Raw genomic sequence first — 16,213 nt, 5'->3', positions numbered from 1 at the left:
TCAACGAACCTAACGTCCATCAGGGGGTTTGTCCATGTCACTCAACCCAACGCCGCTCGCCGACGCCAACACCGGTCGGGCACGCGGTGACGCCGCAGCGATCGCTGTGCGGGGTGCGGTCAAGAGGTACGCGTCGCCGTCGGGGGAGTTCACCGCCCTGCACGGCATCGACCTGGACGTCGCCGGCGGCGAGTTCGTCACCGTGGTCGGCCGGTCCGGCAGCGGAAAGACCACCTTCCTGAACCTGTTGGCCGGCATCGACAGGCCCACCGCCGGCGCGCTGATCATCGCCGGTACCAGGGTCGACGAGCTGCGAGGCTCGCGGCTTGCCGCCTGGCGGGGGCGCACCATCGGGCTGGTCTTCCAGTTCTTCCAGCTGCTGCCGACGCTCACGGTCGCCGAGAACGTGATGATCCCGATGGACTTCTGCGCCACGTTCCCGTCGAAGGAACGGCGGCCCCGCGCGCTGGCGTTGCTGGCGCGGATGGGCATCGCCGAGCAGGCCGACAAGCTGCCGTCGTCGCTGTCGGGTGGCCAGCAGCAGCGGGCGGCGATCGCCCGGGCCCTGGCCAACGACCCGCCGGTCCTGCTGGCTGACGAGCCGACCGGCAACCTCGACTCCCGTACCAGCGACAGCGTCCTGGAGCTGTTCGCGCAGCTCGCGGCCGAGGGTAGGACCGTGATGATGGTGACCCACGAGCGGGACGTGTCGCGCTACGCCACGCGCCAGGTGACCCTGGTCGACGGCCGGGTCAGCGACGACAGCGCCGTGCGGCCAGCAGCCGCCACCGCCCCGATCGGGGAGGCCCGGTGACCACGCTGCGGCTTCGCAAACTCGCCCGCGACATGTGGACCGCCCGGACGCGCATGGCGATGATGACGGTCGCGATCGCAGTCAGCGTCGTGGCGGTCGGCGCGTTCCTGAGCGCGCGGGCCATCATCGGGCGCGAGATCACACGCAACTACCTCGACACCCACCCGGCGTCGGCCACCCTGGTGGTTCCCGCCGGCATCGACCAGGCGACGCTCGACGCGGTCCGCGCCCAGCCCGGCGTCCTGGACGCCACCGCCCGCGGCTCCGTCGTCGCTCGGATAAAGATCGGCGAAGGGCGCTGGCAGCCCCTGGTGCTGTTCGTGACCGGTCCCGACGACCCCCAGCGGATCGCCACCGTGCACGTGGAGCAGGGCAGCTGGCCACCGCCGGCGGATGGATTCTTCCTCGAACGCACCGCGCTGCCCTTCTTCGACGTCAAGGCCGGCGACTCGGTCCTCGTCCAGACACCGGCCGGCGCGCCGACCCCGCTGACCGTGGCCGGGTCCGTCCACGACGGCGGCGTCGCCCCGGCCGAGCAGGAACGCACCGGCTACGGCTACATCAGCACCGCCGCCCTCACTCACCTGGGCGAGAAATCCACTCTGACCGAACTGAAGATCGTCATCGGTGACCGGGCCAGACCCAGCAGCGACCAGGCCGCCATCGAGCGCACCACGCAACAGGTGGGCGCCGCCCTGGCCGCGCGGGGACTGCGCGTCGACTCCATCCAGGTCCCGCCACCGCTGCGTCACCCACACCAGGGCCAGATGATCACCATCAGCTTTATGCTGCTGGCCTTCGGCGTCATCTCGCTGCTGCTCAGCTCGATCCTGGTCGCCACCATGCTCGGAGCCATGCTGACCGCCCAGATCCGCCAGATCGGCGCGATGAAAGCCGTCGGCGCCCGCACCGGCCAGATCCTGGGCATGTACCTACTGCAGACCGGCGCCATCGCGGTCGCGGCCACCAGCCTGGCCCTGCTCCCCGGCGCCGCCCTCGGGCGCCTGCTAGCCGCACAGGCCGCACGCCTGCTCAACCTCGACCTGACCAGCACCGCCATCCCCGGCTGGGTGTTCGCCATCGAGATCGCCGCCGGTGTCCTGGCGCCGCTGATGATCGCACTGCCCCCGCTGGTACGGGGCAGTCGCGTCACCGTCCGCGAAGCCATCGACGACCACGGCGCCGACCCGGGCACCGCCGGCGGCACCGGCATCGAGCGGTGGCTCGGCCGACTGCGCGGGCCCAGCCGCTCCCAGCTGATGGCCCTGCGCAACATATTCCGCCGCAAGGGCCGCCTCGCCCTCACCCTCGGGCTGCTAGCCATCGCCGGATCGATGTTCCTGACCGGGTTCAACACCGCCACCGGCTGGACCAAGCTCGTCGATCAGGGCGTCGCCAACCGCAACTACGACCTCCAGATCAAGCTCAACCGCCCCGAGCCGGTCGACAAGCTGACCAGCCTCGTGCGATCCGTCCCCGGCGTCGTCGGCGCCGAGGCGTGGGGCAGCCAGGCCACCGCGGTCACCACCCCCGACCGCATCGACGTCGCCCACGTCTACCCCGACGACGCGCACGGCAGCTTCACCATCATGGCGCCCCCGGCTGACACGCCCCTACTGCACCTGCCGCTCAAGTCCGGCCGATGGCTGCAACCCTCCGACACCAACGCCGTCGTCCTCAACCACCTCGTCCCCGACCAACAGGCCCCCGGGATCAAGGTCGGCGACGACATCACCCTGACCGTCGACGGCCGCCCCACCACCTGGCACGTCGTGGGCATCGCCTCAGACTTCGGCACCCAGGGCGCGGCCTACGTCACCGACCAGGCGTACGCCAAGATCAGCCGCGCACCCGGCCAAGCCTCAATGATCCGCATCGTCACCGACCGCCACGACCCCGCCGGCCGACAGGCCACCCTCGACCAGGTCGAACGGGCCCTCGCCGCAGGCCATGTCAGCATCGGCGGGGCCGGCTCGATCAACGAGCTGAAAGCCGCCCTGGACGGGCACGTGGCGGTACTCTCCCAGGCGCTTATCGCCATCGCTCTCGTCATGGGCCTCGTCGGCCTGCTCGGACTCGCCTCCACGATGAGCACCAACGTCATCGAACGCACCCGCGAGTTCGGCGTCCTGCACACCATCGGCGCCACCGCCTCGGCGGTACGCACCATCGTCGTCGTCGAAGGCGTCCTCATCGGCGCCCTCAGCATCGGACTGGCGCTCGTGCTCTCACTACCGCTGACCCACCTCCTCGGCGACTACATCGGCACCCAGGCGTTCGTCCAACCCCTGCCCTTCCAGTTCTCCACGCCAGCGCTGCTGCTGTGGACCGTCGCCGCCCTCGCTGGCGCCGCCGGCGCCACCACGGCCGCCGCCCGCCGCGCCTCACGACTCACCGTCCGCGAAGCCCTCACCACCATCTGAAAGGAACACACCATGAACAAAAAACGTGTCCGCCTCATCCTGCTGATCCTGCTCGCCATCCCCGTCATCATGGCGACGATCCACTTCACCCTCAATGGCTTGCCCTCACTCGCGTCGCTCAACCCACACGGCAACTGAGCCCACGGTTTGGGGGTCCGCCACAGATGTGGCGGACCCCCAAACCGGCCAGAGGACAGACAGGGGCACAGCCAAGGTAAGGGAAAGACCCGCCATAAATCGATCTTGGCTAGCGCTAGGATTCCAGTACGTCGGGTGTCGCCGGGCCAGGGCTCCGTCGTTCACGTGATCGATCCGGAGTGTCCGGAGTGGCACTGATGCCCCAAGTGCCCATCCGCGAGCGGTTCATGACATGGCGGCAGGCACAGGAGCAAGCACGGCTCCCGGTGATCATTGAGTGTCGAATTCCATGATCACCGCAACGGAAGACCGTGCCTGCCGCGCCATCATCACCCATCCCCGCTCTCCTGAGCCAACTCGCCAGCTCCCGGCCGGCGACCCTCGAGCACCTTCCCGGCCTGCTGGACGCTCTCGCCCAGCTGCCCGACCCGCGGCGCCGCCAAGGCCGGCGCCACCCCCTGCCCTTCATCCTCGCCCTGGCCGCCTGCGTCGTCCTGGCTGGCTCGAAGTCCGTCACGGCGATCGCCGAATGGGCCGCCGACGCCCCCGACCGGGTGCTCCTTGACTGCGGCGCCGCGCTGCGCGATCCGCATCACCCCTACCACCCGCCCAGTGAGGCCACCGTGCGCCGCGTACTGCAGCGCCTCGACGGCAACGCCCTCGACAGGACGCTCGGCGCCTGGCTCGCCGATCGCGCCTACGCTGGCCGGGCCGACCCTCCGGCAGTCCTCCCGCCGCGGGCGGCCATCGCCGTGGACGGCAAGTCCCTGCGGCGCGATCCGCCCCGACGGCCGCTGCGTCCACCTCATCTCCGCGCTGCGATCCGACGGCATCGTCCTGGCTCAGCGCAAGGTCGACGCCAAGACCAACGAAATCACCGCGTTCCGCCCGCTGCTGGACCCACTCGACCTCGGCGGCGCCGTGGTTAGCTTGGACGCCGTGCTGGCCAAGACCGACCACGCGAAGTTCCCGGTCGAGGACAAGGGTGCGCGCGCACTACATCGCCGTGCTCAAGGCCAACCATCCCACCCTGCACGCGGCAGTGAAGGACCTGCCGTGGAAGGACGTCCCACTGATGGACCGCACCCGGGCCACCACCCACGGCCGTGATGAGATCCGCCGGCTGAAGGCCGCCACCGTGCCCGGCCTGTCGCTGGAGGACTTCCTCGGCACGGTCCTCGATCCGCCTGCCGATCTGCTGTCGGCGACCGAGGACGATCTGGTGGCCTATCGCCGCTACCGCACGGCGTTGCAGCCGTCGCCGGTGAAGCCAGCGACGTGGCGGCGCAACCGGGTCTCGATCGACGGGTTCTACGACCGGGCGGTGGACACCGGCCTGTTGGAGGCGCGGCCCTACCGGGTGCGGCGCAACGGACGCGATGCCTTGTCCGGAGGCTCGGTACAGGATCTGGACGTGCGTCACCTGACCCACCGGCAGTGGGTTCTGCTGCACCGTGTGGGGCTGGGCGGCGATCTGTCCGATGGCAGCCCCGACCCGTCATTTCGGGGCGGGGACCGGCACGCGATTTCTTCGCCGTCCTCGCCGTCGCCGCCCAGCTCGACCGCAACTACGTCCGGCGACCTAAAGCTCCAGAAACGCATCATGGCAGGCTGTGCCAGCGTCCCACTTCTCGGCCACCGAGTAGTACTGATCGCCCACCTACGCCGCCGGTGCGGTCTGCTTTTGATGTGGTGACAACAGGCTTGAGCCGCTGGTGTCGTCCGATGCCGAGCGGCGGATGCTGTAGGGGTGGACCAGGGCCTCGTGTCAGTAGTGCTCGACCACCGGCGCCCCGCCGTACCTCGAGCCGGAAAGGCCCAGCGTCGCCGCGTACGCCCTCCTGTGGTCGCCGTTCTCGTCGTGCGCCTCGAGCGCGTCCGTCACCGCTTCCCGCAGCGCCTCGTCGTCCTTGTTCATGCCGATGCCGTAGGGCTCCTCGGTGAACGGGTTGCCGACGACCTTCAGCTTGTCCGGGCGCTGGGCGGCGTAGCCCATGAGGATGGCGTCGTCCGTGGTGACGGCATCGACCTTCTTGTCGAGCAGTAGCTGGACGCACTCCGTATCCTTGGTCGTCTCCACCGTCGTGGTGTTGTAGTCGGGCTTCTTGATCTCCCGGAGGGTGGTCGATCCCTTGACTGAGCAGACCTTCTTGCCCTCCAGGGAGTACGGGCCCCCGATCGTGCTGTCGTTCTTGCGGACCAGGAGGTCGGCGCCGGCCTTGTAGTACGGGCCGGCGAAGCCCACCTTCTTCTTGCGTTCGTCGTTGATCGTGTACGTGCCGACGTACAGGTCGACCTGGCCGCTGGAGATGGCGGCCTCACGGTTCTTCGTGTCGACCGTCCTGAACTCGATCTTGTCGGGCGAGAACCCGAGATCCGCCGCGACCATCTTGGCGATCTCGATGTCGAAGCCGGACCGCCCGCCGTCCTTCTCCTCGAAGCCGAGGAACGGCTGGTCGCTATGGGCACCGATGATGAGCTTGCCGGCCTTCTGCGCCTTCTTCAGCGTGGCGGAGTCGATCTTGACGTCCTTGGCGACCGTGTACGTGGGCAGCCGCGGGTGGTTTCCGTTGGAGCTGCTGGTGGGCTCGTCACCGGAGGCATTGCCGGACTCTTCGCTGCAGGCGGTGGCGGTGAGGGCGACCGACAGCACAGTGATCGTTGCGAAGGCGGCGGACTTGGAAAGTTTCATAATGCAACGTCCTCTATTTTTTCCGACAGGTTGAGCAGCCTGCGTCCCGAGATCCATCCCGCTGAGCAAGGGCCCGCGCCGCGGTCCTGCCGATCGGTGCCTGACGGTTGGGCCTGGTCAAGCTTCTTGCCGAGCTGCATGGCCGGCAACAGCGGCCTGGCGTTCGATGCCGTTCTGTCATGGTGGTCAGTCCTCCGCCAGCAGGTCCAGGAGGTCCTGGGTGACCAGCGCGAGCCTCCGCAGATGTCCGCGGGCCGGTAGGAAGTCTCCAGGCGGCTCCTCCGCCCGGAGAGCCCGTGCGTGCCCGATCGTGCGGGAGGCTTCGGCGCCGGGCTGGTGATGGCGATGCGCCAGGACCATGGCCACCAGCTGCATGAGCGCTCTCCGAAGTCGCTCGGTCAGCTCCTCGATCTCGTATATGGCCGGAGCGGCGTCCTGGCCGAGTACCGCTTCGAGGTGGTCGTATCGTTCCTGGCGGTCCGGGGCGCCGCTGGCGAGAGAACGGGTCATGGCCGGCGCCCACTTGCCCGTGGAGGACCGCACGGCGGTCTCGACAAGGACCGTCATCAGGCGGCGGCCGCGGCCGGCCGCGGTGAGGGTGGCCGCGGCGATCGCCCCGCAGCCGCCCAGCAGCGCGAGGACGGTGTCCAGCGGGGTGCCGGCGAGGAACAGGGCGCTGCCCAGGCCTCACCCAGGAGAACCGGTGAGCTGGCCCACTACTACGTTTTCCGGGAGATCTACCACGGCCGGAAGCTGATCAAGACCTCCGAAGACCCGCCCCGGTGGGAGTTCGCCGGAGACGAGATCCCGATGCCCCGCGCTTTCCCCATGGGCACCGTGCCGCCGGGCGGCTGGGGAACGGCCGGTCCCCGGCGCCCGATGCAGAAACCAGGAGACTTCTCGACGCGGTCAACCACTCCTACAGCGAGATGCTGCGGTTCCTGGAACAGGCCTGGCAGACGGATGTGCCTGCCACGGCAAGGGCGTTGCTCAACAAGGCCGTCGGCCAGATGTTCACACTCCAGAATCCAGCGCAGTCACTGATGCAGCGCGAACTGCCCGACGGCAGCGGCAAAACCTACGGACCTGAATTCAGGTACATCGACGGATAGGTGCCCAACAGCCCATGCAAAAAGCCCCCGTCACACGACGGTGACGGGGGCAATCATTCCGTCCGCGGACTCCGCCGTAACGAGCGTGGCCTGCGTACTGATCAGATCGCCCGCTTCCACGATTCCCGTGCCGGCGACGTCGACGTGGACGCGGAGTCCGTAGGAGGCGGTGGGGTCGAGATCGGGCACCTTCACGCTGAAGGGGACACGGCCGCCCGGGGCCAATGGGATGTCCGACTGGATCTGCGCGCCGACCACGGTGGAGGGTGCGTCGGCCCGGGAAACGTCGCGGACTTCCACAAGGAGGCGGTTGGCCGGGCCTGTCGGCGCGTCGGGCGGCAGGGACACGAAGCCCGAGACGGTACGGGTCATGCCGCCCTGCCCCCCGGCGTGTGTACGGCCGTCGTGTGCTCCGGCTCGTGTCCGTCGAGCCGCGACAGGAGCGCGGCGACCTCCGCGGTGATCGGCAGTCCGGTCCGTTCCTCCACGAACAGCCACTGTCCGGCGGGGTTGACCTCGAAGAACACGTATTCACCGTCGGGACGGCGACGCAGATCGACGGCGCCGTACACCAGGCCGAGGCTGCGCATGAAACGCAGGAGTTGGCCGGTGAGGGCCGGGGGGAGAGTCACCGGCCGTACGTGTGCTTCGTGGACCACCATCCGCATGTCCACCGGGTAGCTGGTCGACGAGGCGTCGATCTCGGCCGCGAAGACACGATCGCCCACGATGGTCACACGGAGATCGGCCCCCGCCACGAACTCCTGGAAGATCACAGGGGCGTAGCGTACGGCGTCCAGGGCGGCCAGGTCCTCCGTCCGTACGAGCCGGGTCTCGCGCCAGGCGTCGGCCGAGGCGATGAAGGCCTTGAATACGGTGCCGCCGACGCCGCCCTCCTGGATGAACCGGCGGGCCTTCTCCGGCTGATTGGTGACCAGGGTGCGCGGCAGCGTGAGCCCGATGCGGCGCGCCACTTCCCATTGGTAGGGCTTGTGGTGGGCGATCCCGTCCAGCGCGGGCGGATTGACCCAGGTGCAGTCGAGCGAGTGGAACAGGCCGTTCAGTGCCTGGCCGGTCTCGCTGATCGCGAAGCTCTGGTCCCGGGCGGTGCCCAGCTCCCGGTCGACGGTGAAGGGACGCACGCGCCGCCACCATGCCACGCGGCACCTGTCGAGGCGGGCGTGGGCCGTCGGCGTCGTGAGCGTATGGACCGGCCCCCCGGCCACGGCGTAATCGAGGGTGATCTCGCCGCGGGCGGGAAAGTCGGCCAGGTCGACGCGGACCACCTCGCGGCCGTCGGCCTCCAGGCGGCGTACGACCGCGAGGGTGTGGTCCTCGTCGTAGGAGACGACCAGGATCATCGCGGCTGTCCGGCACCGGCGGCGGAGCCGGCACCAAGCTGGGCCAGAAGGCCGTTGTGGCTCGCCATGACCGCGGACAGTCCCTGCTGCAATGTGCCGACCATCTGGCTCAGTTGGCGTACCTGCTCGGCCAGCCCGTCGGACTGACCCACGAGAGCCGGAGACTGATGCGGCGTGGCCAGCACGAACGGGCTGCCGACCGGCTGGCCGATCGGGTGGCCGAAGGGAATGTCCAGGGCGGGAAGCTTGTTGGGCCCGTCCAGCACCGGGTCCTTGGGGATCTCCTTGAGGGTCCCGTCGACGATGGGGTCCTTCGGGATCTCCTTGAACGTGGGCGGGTGAACGGCCGGGTACATCATGTGCACTCCGTCGATGTCGCCCTGCGACAGCCCCGTGCGCTGCCCCATCACCACGCCCGGCGGCAGCGGGTTCCGCGGGACGATCGTCGGCTGGTTCGGGTCGATCGCGAACGCCGTGGCCGGGTAGTGCATGATCGAGCCGAAGTCGTACGGTCCCAGGTCGTCGCCGTCGGCAATGTGCTGAAGGAAGTTGTGCTGCATGTCCGGGTCGATGTTCGCGAACACGATCATGACCTGCTGATCGCGGTCTTCGCGGCTCTGCTCGTGCCACAGGCCCACCGTGTGGCCGATCTCGTGGATGGCGTTGCCGGTGTTGCAGTTGGGGCCCAGCGTGACCGTCTGCCTGCCGCCCCTTCGGCCGACGTTCGAAGAACACCCGCCGCCCGGAACGAAGCGCACGAAATCCGGGAACTGTGCCGCGTTGGCGGCTGTCCGCTCCACGAACCTGATGCGGGTACGCGATTGCCAATGAGCGATTGCGTCCGTGACCCGCTGCTGGTTGGGAAGGGCGGGGTCGATCTCGAAGGGCACGGTCGCGTTCGGCCAGCGGCGCGGCTGCCCTCCCTCGACGGCCGTGATCCCGACCGACTCGAGCACCGGCCCCTGGGCGGCCAGTTCCTCCATCTCCTGCACGGTGCCGAGCACGATGTCCCCTTCGAACATCGCCATCCCGTCCACCTCGGCGTACTGGATGCCCTTGGAGCGGAAGGTCGCGCCGTCCACCAGCGCAGTGCCTGCGACCGGTCCCGAGCGGAGCTCGCCGCTACCGTTCGCCTTGCGCGAGGAGGCCGCCTTGCGCGCGGCGGACTGTTTGCGGGGTGGGGTCGCCTTTTTGGCTGCGGTCTTGCGAGCTGCGGTCTTCTTGGTTCGGCGGGTGGGATCCGACGGGCCGGCGTTCATGCGTCACCTTCACTGCAGGGGGACAGAAAGCGCTGGGACGAGGACTTCGTCGCCTCCATGCATTCCACCCCCAGCGAGTCGTCTCTTACGCCATACGGGTCGGCTGCCGGACTGCCTCCGACCTGGCTGCTCACTCGTGCGGGAGGGCTGCGCATGGCGACCACCACTACCCGGCTCGGGTACGCGGTGCTCCCGGGCAAGCCAAGAACGCCTATGCTCCCTGCGCTGGTTCCACCCGCAGACCGCACCGCTCAGATCCCCGAGGACATCCCGCATGCCCCTTGAACGCTCCACCGCCTCGCCCATCTCGCAATTCGGTCTGGGCCTGGCCGCCGTCGGGCGTCCCGGCTACATCAATCTCGGCCGCGACGCGGACCTGCCCGCCGACCGCTCGGTCGACGCGCTGCGGGCCCATGCCCACCAGCTGCTGGACGCGGCCTACGCCCGGGGCGTGCGATACCTCGACACTGCCCGCTCCTACGGCGGGGCCGAGGAGTTCCTCGCCACCTGGCTGGACGGGCGGCCCGATGCGCAGGATGTGGTGATCGGCAGCAAGTGGGGCTACACCTACACCGCCGACTGGCGCACGGACGCCGATGTGCACGAGGTCAAGGACCACAGCGTCGCCACGTTCAACAGGCAACTCGCACAGTCGCGCGCGCTGCTCGGCACCCGGCTCGGCCTCTACCAAATCCACTCGGTGACCCCCGACAGCCCTGCGCTGACCGATCGCGCCCTTCACGAGGGCCTGGCCGCGCTCGCGACCGAGGGCGTGACGATCGGGCTGTCCACCAGTGGACCGGCCCAGGCGGCAGCCATCCGCACGGCGCTGGAGGTCACGGTGGGGGGCGAGCCGCTATTCGGCAGCGTGCAGGCCACCTACAACCTCCTGGAACCGTCAGCGGGCCCTGCGCTCGCCGAGGCGCACGTCACCGGGCGCACGGTGATCGTCAAAGAGGCCATGGCCAACGGCCGCCTGGCCGATCGCCATGCGACAGGGCCGGATACGTCCACGCTGCGCGAGATCGCGCACGAGGCGGACGTCTCATGCGATGCGGTAGCACTCGCCGCCGTCGCCGCGCGGCCCTGGGCGGACATCGTCCTCTCCGGAGCGGCCAACGTCGAGCAACTCACCAGCAATCTGACCGCGGCGGATGTCCACCTCGACCCCGATCGGCTCGCACGGCTGGCCGAGTCGGCTGAGCCCGCCGGAGCCTACTGGGCCCACAGATCGCGGCTCGCCTGGGCGTGAGAGGTCGGGGCTGCCTTCGGCGCCGGACAACGGCCGGTCGTGGCCCGCTCCGAGGTCAGCCGCAACGGTCTGGCCGCGCCCATCGCCCAGGGATACCGGGCGGCGCAGCATGGGGGGCGGCGCCCCCACCATCAGATCTGCCACAGGTGCGCCCGCTGACACGGCCAGCCGCGTGAGATGACCTTGTGCCTGGTGGTGACCACATCAGGCTCAGCTCACCCTCCCCTGCCCCGGCGCCGTGCTGCCAGGGTGAGCGCATGAACCAGCGAACCACCTTGGTCACCGGCGCCACCCAGGGCCTGGGCCGCGCCATCGCGCTCGACCTTGCCTCCCGAGGCCACCCCGTTCTGCTGCACGGCCGTGACCACACCCGTCTTGAGGCAGTCGCGACCGAGATCCAGGACGCCACCCCCGACGCCACCGTCCACACCTCCGGCGATCAGCAGGATCAGCGCGTGCGTGGGCCCGAACCGTCCGGCGCCGGACGGTTCGCACCCGCAGGTGTGGGGGCAGGCCGGGGCCGTGCCGGCCGGGTGGGGATCAGAGAGGTCGCTCATGGTGCGCAGGACTTCGCCCAGCGGTGGGACGGCGGCCAGGACTGGCACACCGGCGCCGCTTTGGCCGTCGCCCCGGGCCCGCCCGCCCCGCCCCCGTGAGTGGGTCGGCCGTTTGGTCCCTGCCGCCCGCAGCAGGCATCGACCGTTCTGGAGAAGGTGCTGCTGGACTATGCCCACGATGCACAGACCGACGTCCTCCTGTTCGATCCGGTCACCGGTGTGCCGGCGCTGAGGCGCGGTGCCCGTCCGGGCGACGTCTTCACCTTCGCGCTGCCGCGCCTGCCCACCCATTCCCCGCTCGCCGCCACAGGCTCTTACGCCGCCTCGTCCTCGGCTCGCTCGTGGACGTGCTTCAACGCCATCCGGGCATCGACCACATTCCCCTGCAGGGCCGGCGTCTCCCAGTAGGGATGCGTGCTCACTTCGATCGACAGGCGCGGTGTAGCCGCAAGCAGGCGCTGGCGCAACCGCTTCTCTTCCTCCAGCTGCTCAGCGGGACTGTCCGGAAAGGACACCGCCCGGTCGTTGAGTACGTACTTCTCGCTCGTCCAGCCCGGCTCCGGTGTCACCGACCACGGCAGCGTGCGACACAGCGCCTCGTACTCGTTTAGGCGGGTCACCTTGAACGCTTCGGCATCTTCGGCTCGATCGATTGTCCGCCCGGACATCGGCGACTACGGCCGAGCCGTCGGCGCGGCGTGCAAAGTAGTCCGGGGCGTGCCGGCGCTCTCGCGGGGATAGTCCCGAGCGCGTACTCGTTGAGCCCGTACATCTCCACTGCTCCCCGCACCCGCGGGGATGGTCCCTACGTGATGTCGATCAACCTGAACGGCAAACCCTGCTCCCCGCGCCTGCGGGGATGGTCCCGCGCGTTGCCGTGGGTGTTGGCCTCGTTCGGCCCCTCCCAGGGCTCCCGGGGGTGATCCCACCGCGGCGATGAACTCCACCATGGGCCGGTCCTGCTCCCCGCGGCCGCGGGCATGTTCCCCCGCACCTTCGACTGCGGCCAGCCCAGCCGTTCCGCGAACACGCGGCCCGACACTGGGCCGCGGGCTCACGGAGCCGCCCGCCGAGGGAAACGCGGGACTGCTGGAAGTCGGTGGTCGCCCTTCGAACGGTACCGCTACCCCTCGGCGTGCGGTGCCGCGTAGTGCCAAGCAGCTTCGCGAGCCTGGCAGTAGCGCCCGACATCCACCGGGTTGGTAATCAGCTCGACCCGGCCGGGGCACTTCGCGGTCAGCTGCTGGTGCTGGCCGACCAGGTGTAGTACCAGCTCGAGATCCCCGTGCGGGTCTTGTCATCGTTGTAGACCGCGCCGGGGTTGCCCGGCGACGTCCTAGCCTGGGTGTACCAACTGGACTCGAGATAGCCGTTGTTCGTGCCGTCGGTCCGGTAGTCGAAGCGCCAGAGCTGGCCTTCGTTGTATATGGAATTGCAGCTGGTCTGCCAGACCGCGTTGGCCTTGTAGGGGTCCGGCTTGGCGTAAGTCGCGAGACACTTGTTGGTGGCCCTGTTGACCAGCAGCTTCAGCCGGTATTCACCATTCGCGTAGGCCCACCGCCACTGCTGCGCGCTGTCGGTGCTGCGGCACGGGCCCTCGAAGACGGCATTCGACGAGGTGCTGGCCGTGAGGCAGCCGCTCATGGCGTTGTCGAACCGCCAGTACGTGGTCGCCGCCTGGGCTTGCGACAGGGGCGCGGACGTCCAGAGCAGGGTGCCACTTAACGCGGCGAGGAGAGCCCCCCGCCCCACGCGACCGCAAGTACCCGATCGTGTCTTCACCTACGTTCACCTTCCTTTCCTGGTAGGAGCGTTGATCAGCGTACGCGCAGTCAGTTTGATATTCAAACCCTTTCGACACGAGTTTCGGTTCTGGCTCAACCTCTGTGGTCCGGATGCGGAACGTGACCCGGCCGCTTCCGGGTGGTGAACGGTGAGCATCTGCGTGAACCGACCGCTGGTTGTTCGTTCTGCCGCCGAGGGTCGGAGAGCACCTGGAACCGCTGCCACGTCCGAGACCGTGCAACGCAACGCACCCTGCCAGCTGAGGAGTCCGAAGCCCGCGTCCCCGGCTGCGCGGCCTTTCGCCACCACATCGACGGTGCCGAAGGCTGCGGTAGCTGCCTCGACGTCATCGTCGTCGATCCCGTCGAACACCGGCGAGTCCCAGAACGATGCGTTGGTCTGCATGACCAGTACCGTTACCGGCCACAGCCGACAACGGCGGAGATCGCAAGAGATCTGATGGAGCGTCACGCTCAGGCAGCAGACGGCAAGGCGTACGCGGTCTCACGCAACCCCACCTCTCGCAATCGAACACTGGGATGACGCTCCGCGAACCTCCCCAAGATCTGTGCCAGAACCGAGTTTTGATGTCACTCGCCCGTGTGGGGCCGCCCGCTCGGTCATGATGAGGGCCGTCGCGTCCCGTCAAGGGCGCCTTCGGCGGCGTGATGCGCTTACCTACGGTCACCACCCGTAACAGGCCACCACAGCCTTGGGACCGGCTGCCTATCGGGCAGCCCTCCCGTGTGCCGGCGTTCGGAAAGTGGCTCCATGGCGCGAATCGCCCTACTGTCGCCCAGCTTCCGCTCGTAACTCCGGCCATTCGCAACCCATGCCATGGCTGGGTTGGGGCGCCTCCTACACGTCATCCCAGGCCATCGAGCTCATCCTCCAGCCGGCAGGCGTCCGGACGAATTGGGTGGTCTTGCGGCCGGAGCCCTCGAACCACTCGCCGTCGAGGAAACCGGACTTGCGGTACTCGCTGAACCGGTGCGCGATCGACTCGAATATTTCGGTCCGCTCGGCGACTTCCCATTCGGAGAACTCCGTCAGCGTCCCATCGGTGAGGATTTGCTCCCGGGGCTCGACGAACGCGTCGAGGTCGTAGATCACGGGCTTGTCCCCGACGTTGCTGATAATCATTCCTTGTGGAATGAACACCTCACGGACAACGTTGATGTTCGGCCGGCTGCCGCCGGTGTTGGTGAACGCGCCGAGGAAGGCGCGCATCAGCTGGTCGAGCTCGGCCTTGACGTCGGACAGGGGTACTTCTTGCACGGGTGACCACTCTTCGGAGAGGACCGACCAGATCTCGCTGTCGTGCCGCACGCCCCGGTACGCAGAGCGCTGCCGCAGCACACCATCGCGGGTCATCCCGAGTCGGCGCGCGGCTTTGATGCTGTGAGTGTTGCCAGCCGTGGCCCACCATTCGACCCGGCTCATCCCGCGTTCCTTGAAAGCCCAGTCGATCAATGCCCGGCATGCCAGGGTCACCAGCCCGCGGCCTGCCCCGGCCGCCTCCAGCCAGCAGCCGATTTCGCACACTCCGGAGGTGGCGTCGAACTTCGTGAACATGACGCCGCCGACCAGCGTGCCGTCCAGCCAGATCCCATAGATCCGAGCGGTGTCCTTGGCCTGTCTGTCGGCGTACCTCTGGAGGACGGCGGTGGCGGAGGCGAGGTCGGTGCTGAACGTCGCCCAGGGTATCCAAGGGTCCACGTAGGGCCGGGCGCGGTCGATATGGGCAAGGAACTCCTGCGCGTGCCAGGGCTCCAGAGGGCGGAGCTGAGCGTTGTCACCGACCGGCAGTGCGAACACGGATACCTCAATCCCGGGGTACGTAACGAGCGTTCGGCACGTAAGGTAGCAGCATGCCACCCGCACCTGGAGATCGTGAAGCCCGCCGCGAGGACGTGTCCCAGGCGGTATGGCACGTACTCGCCGACAAGGGGTTCAGCGGGCTGACCCTGCGTGCCGTCGCCGCCGCGATGAGCGTCTCGACCGGGATGCTCATGCACTACTTCCCGACCAAGCGGGCCTTGATCGCGCATGCCCTGGACCTGCTGGAGAAGCGCACCGCGGAACGTCCCCGCCGTGAACGTCCCGTCGAGGGCCTTGCCACCGTGCGAGCCATGCTGCTGGACATCCTGCCGCTGACTGCGGACGACACCGCCCGCAACCGCATCTGGGTCAGCTCCTGGGACCTTGCCCTCGCCGACGACGGGCTGGCCACGGACCAGGCCGACCGCTACACCCGACTGCGCTCAGCGATACGCCCGCATTTCGAAGCCGCCCGCAGCCTGGGCGAGCTCTCCGCAACCGCCGCCCCGGAGCAACTCGCCGCCACCGCCGTCGCGTTCACCCACGGGCTCGTTGTCCAAGCCCTCTTCGACCCCGTCCGCTTCCCCGAGGACGTACAGATCGGCATGCTCGACGACTTCCTCGCTTCGATCGCGCTGCCCCAGCCTGAACCCGGTGCCGGCAGGCCGGTCCCTGACCAGTAGGGCCAGGTAGCACCGTCATCCCGCGATAGCTCGGCCTCACCGTTGATCTCGTTGTCGTTGTCGTGAGCGTGCCGGTGAATCACTGCGAGAACCCGGGGGCGTCGTTCCAGAATCGCCAGGTGTCCGCGGTGACGGCGACTGCGAACACCTGGTGCAAGCCGCGGGGGTCGAAGTCGTGCATCGACGGCTTAGCGGCAGCCCGTGCGGGCGGGCAGCGGCGGTGATCGCCTCCACACCCCCTCAGGGCACCGGCCGGGTGGTGCAGAGCAGCGCGTACGCTCCGAAGCCGGCCCCGCCGGTACGGGACAGGTGACCC

At 68.7% G+C, this 16,213-nt stretch carries 18 protein-coding genes; 9 read left to right on the top strand and 9 right to left on the bottom strand.

Translation table 11 applies throughout. The features are described from left to right. Positions 1-34: 34 nt before the first annotated feature. The 5 genes from OG905_RS01650 to OG905_RS01635 all read left to right on the top strand — a co-directional run bounded on the left by OG905_RS01650 (position 35) and on the right by OG905_RS01635 (position 5,071). Positions 35-814, top strand: a complete 780-nt coding sequence (locus tag OG905_RS01650; RefSeq protein ID WP_328665792.1) for an ABC transporter ATP-binding protein — start codon at positions 35-37, stop codon at positions 812-814. Further along, positions 811-3,237: an ABC transporter permease gene (locus OG905_RS01645; protein ID WP_328665790.1), complete on the top strand. Its 2,427-nt coding sequence runs from the start codon at positions 811-813 to the stop codon at positions 3,235-3,237. The genes OG905_RS01650 and OG905_RS01645 overlap by 4 nt, the downstream gene beginning before the upstream one ends. A gap of 12 nt (positions 3,238-3,249) precedes the next feature. After that, the gene (locus tag OG905_RS01640; protein WP_328665789.1) at positions 3,250-3,375 is read left to right on the top strand and encodes a hypothetical protein; all 126 of its coding nucleotides are present in this window, start codon (positions 3,250-3,252) and stop codon (positions 3,373-3,375) included. A gap of 311 nt (positions 3,376-3,686) precedes the next feature. After that, on the top strand, positions 3,687-4,304 hold the full coding sequence (locus OG905_RS38995; protein WP_443043877.1) for a transposase family protein: 618 nt from the start codon (positions 3,687-3,689) through the stop codon (positions 4,302-4,304). A 56-nt stretch (positions 4,305-4,360) separates the two neighbouring features. After that, positions 4,361-5,071, top strand: a complete 711-nt coding sequence (locus tag OG905_RS01635; RefSeq protein ID WP_328665786.1) for a hypothetical protein — start codon at positions 4,361-4,363, stop codon at positions 5,069-5,071. 72 nt (positions 5,072-5,143) lie between these two features. On the opposite strand, the gene OG905_RS01630 is transcribed toward OG905_RS01635, so the two are convergent. Both OG905_RS01630 and OG905_RS01625 read right to left on the bottom strand, forming a co-directional pair. Beyond that, a complete protein-coding gene (locus OG905_RS01630; protein ID WP_328665785.1) occupies positions 5,144-6,067 on the bottom strand; it encodes a glutamate ABC transporter substrate-binding protein in 924 nt (307 codons plus the stop codon). Positions 6,068-6,253: 186 nt separating this feature from the next. Next, entirely contained in the window at positions 6,254-6,577 is a 324-nt protein-coding gene (locus OG905_RS01625) for a DUF6415 family natural product biosynthesis protein (RefSeq protein ID WP_328665784.1), read from the bottom strand. 419 nt (positions 6,578-6,996) lie between these two features. On the opposite strand from OG905_RS01625, the gene OG905_RS01620 reads away from it, so the two are divergent. Then, positions 6,997-7,179, top strand: coding sequence for a hypothetical protein (locus OG905_RS01620; protein ID WP_328665783.1), 183 nt, complete (start codon positions 6,997-6,999; stop codon positions 7,177-7,179). A 30-nt stretch (positions 7,180-7,209) separates the two neighbouring features. On the opposite strand, the gene OG905_RS01615 is transcribed toward OG905_RS01620, so the two are convergent. From OG905_RS01615 to legP, 3 genes are read right to left on the bottom strand one after another with little or no spacing between them, the layout of a single operon-like run. Next, entirely contained in the window at positions 7,210-7,551 is a 342-nt protein-coding gene (locus tag OG905_RS01615; protein WP_328665782.1) for a YbaY family lipoprotein, read from the bottom strand. Further along, on the bottom strand, positions 7,548-8,540 hold the full coding sequence (locus OG905_RS01610; protein WP_328665781.1) for an MvdC/MvdD family ATP grasp protein: 993 nt from the start codon (positions 8,538-8,540) through the stop codon (positions 7,548-7,550). Before OG905_RS01610 ends, OG905_RS01615 begins: the two co-directional genes overlap by 4 nt. Continuing rightward, the gene (gene legP / locus OG905_RS01605; protein ID WP_328665780.1) at positions 8,537-9,799 is read right to left on the bottom strand and encodes a Dot/Icm T4SS effector Zinc-dependent metalloprotease LegP; all 1,263 of its coding nucleotides are present in this window, start codon (positions 9,797-9,799) and stop codon (positions 8,537-8,539) included. The genes OG905_RS01610 and legP overlap by 4 nt, the downstream gene beginning before the upstream one ends. A 274-nt stretch (positions 9,800-10,073) precedes the next feature. Here legP and OG905_RS01600 point away from each other — a divergent pair, with 274 nt between their 5' ends. Continuing rightward, complete coding sequence (locus tag OG905_RS01600) at positions 10,074-11,051, top strand: aldo/keto reductase (RefSeq protein ID WP_328665777.1); 978 nt, start codon at positions 10,074-10,076, stop codon at positions 11,049-11,051. 257 nt (positions 11,052-11,308) lie between these two features. Further along, positions 11,309-11,707, top strand: coding sequence for an SDR family NAD(P)-dependent oxidoreductase (locus OG905_RS01595; RefSeq protein WP_328665775.1), 399 nt, complete (start codon positions 11,309-11,311; stop codon positions 11,705-11,707). A 215-nt stretch (positions 11,708-11,922) separates the two neighbouring features. Here the strand turns inward: OG905_RS01595 and OG905_RS01590 are convergent, their stop codons facing one another. The 4 genes from OG905_RS01590 to OG905_RS01575 all read right to left on the bottom strand — a co-directional run bounded on the left by OG905_RS01590 (position 11,923) and on the right by OG905_RS01575 (position 15,211). After that, complete coding sequence (locus tag OG905_RS01590; RefSeq protein WP_328665774.1) at positions 11,923-12,276, bottom strand: hypothetical protein; 354 nt, start codon at positions 12,274-12,276, stop codon at positions 11,923-11,925. Positions 12,277-12,844: 568 nt separating this feature from the next. Further along, positions 12,845-13,390, bottom strand: a complete 546-nt coding sequence (locus tag OG905_RS01585; RefSeq protein WP_328665773.1) for an RICIN domain-containing protein — start codon at positions 13,388-13,390, stop codon at positions 12,845-12,847. 6 nt (positions 13,391-13,396) lie between these two features. Beyond that, positions 13,397-13,798: a hypothetical protein gene (locus tag OG905_RS01580; protein ID WP_328665771.1), complete on the bottom strand. Its 402-nt coding sequence runs from the start codon at positions 13,796-13,798 to the stop codon at positions 13,397-13,399. Between the two features lie 453 nt (positions 13,799-14,251). After that, positions 14,252-15,211: a GNAT family N-acetyltransferase gene (locus OG905_RS01575; protein ID WP_328665769.1), complete on the bottom strand. Its 960-nt coding sequence runs from the start codon at positions 15,209-15,211 to the stop codon at positions 14,252-14,254. A 53-nt stretch (positions 15,212-15,264) separates the two neighbouring features. Between OG905_RS01575 and OG905_RS01570 the strand changes: the two genes are divergently transcribed. After that, positions 15,265-15,897, top strand: a complete 633-nt coding sequence (locus OG905_RS01570; protein ID WP_328665767.1) for a TetR/AcrR family transcriptional regulator — start codon at positions 15,265-15,267, stop codon at positions 15,895-15,897. Positions 15,898-16,213: the final 316 nt, after the last annotated feature.

The organism is Streptomyces sp. NBC_00322 (assembly GCF_036147535.1).
GTDB lineage: Bacteria > Actinomycetota > Actinomycetes > Streptomycetales > Streptomycetaceae > Streptomyces.
The sequence above is the reverse complement of the archived record's forward strand: the minus strand, read 5'-3'. Positions and strand labels throughout refer to the sequence as shown.

Bases quoted from the DNA above. Each gene is read 5' to 3' on its own strand.
- OG905_RS01630 (WP_328665785.1), bottom strand. From the start codon at position 6,067: ATGAAACTTTCCAAGTCCGCCGCCTTCGCAACGATCACTGTGCTGTCG.
- legP (WP_328665780.1), bottom strand. From the start codon at position 9,799: ATGAACGCCGGCCCGTCGGATCCCACCCGCCGAACCAAGAAGACCGCA.
- OG905_RS01595 (WP_328665775.1), top strand. From the start codon at position 11,309: ATGAACCAGCGAACCACCTTGGTCACCGGCGCCACCCAGGGCCTGGGC.
- OG905_RS01570 (WP_328665767.1), top strand. From the start codon at position 15,265: ATGCCACCCGCACCTGGAGATCGTGAAGCCCGCCGCGAGGACGTGTCC.
- OG905_RS01650 (WP_328665792.1), top strand. From the start codon at position 35: ATGTCACTCAACCCAACGCCGCTCGCCGACGCCAACACCGGTCGGGCA.
- OG905_RS01615 (WP_328665782.1), bottom strand. From the start codon at position 7,551: ATGACCCGTACCGTCTCGGGCTTCGTGTCCCTGCCGCCCGACGCGCCG.
- OG905_RS01640 (WP_328665789.1), top strand. From the start codon at position 3,250: ATGAACAAAAAACGTGTCCGCCTCATCCTGCTGATCCTGCTCGCCATC.
- OG905_RS01625 (WP_328665784.1), bottom strand. From the start codon at position 6,577: ATGACCCGTTCTCTCGCCAGCGGCGCCCCGGACCGCCAGGAACGATAC.
- OG905_RS01590 (WP_328665774.1), bottom strand. From the start codon at position 12,276: ATGTCCGGGCGGACAATCGATCGAGCCGAAGATGCCGAAGCGTTCAAG.
- OG905_RS01610 (WP_328665781.1), bottom strand. From the start codon at position 8,540: ATGATCCTGGTCGTCTCCTACGACGAGGACCACACCCTCGCGGTCGTA.
- OG905_RS01580 (WP_328665771.1), bottom strand. From the start codon at position 13,798: ATGCAGACCAACGCATCGTTCTGGGACTCGCCGGTGTTCGACGGGATC.
- OG905_RS01600 (WP_328665777.1), top strand. From the start codon at position 10,074: ATGCCCCTTGAACGCTCCACCGCCTCGCCCATCTCGCAATTCGGTCTG.
- OG905_RS01620 (WP_328665783.1), top strand. From the start codon at position 6,997: ATGCTGCGGTTCCTGGAACAGGCCTGGCAGACGGATGTGCCTGCCACG.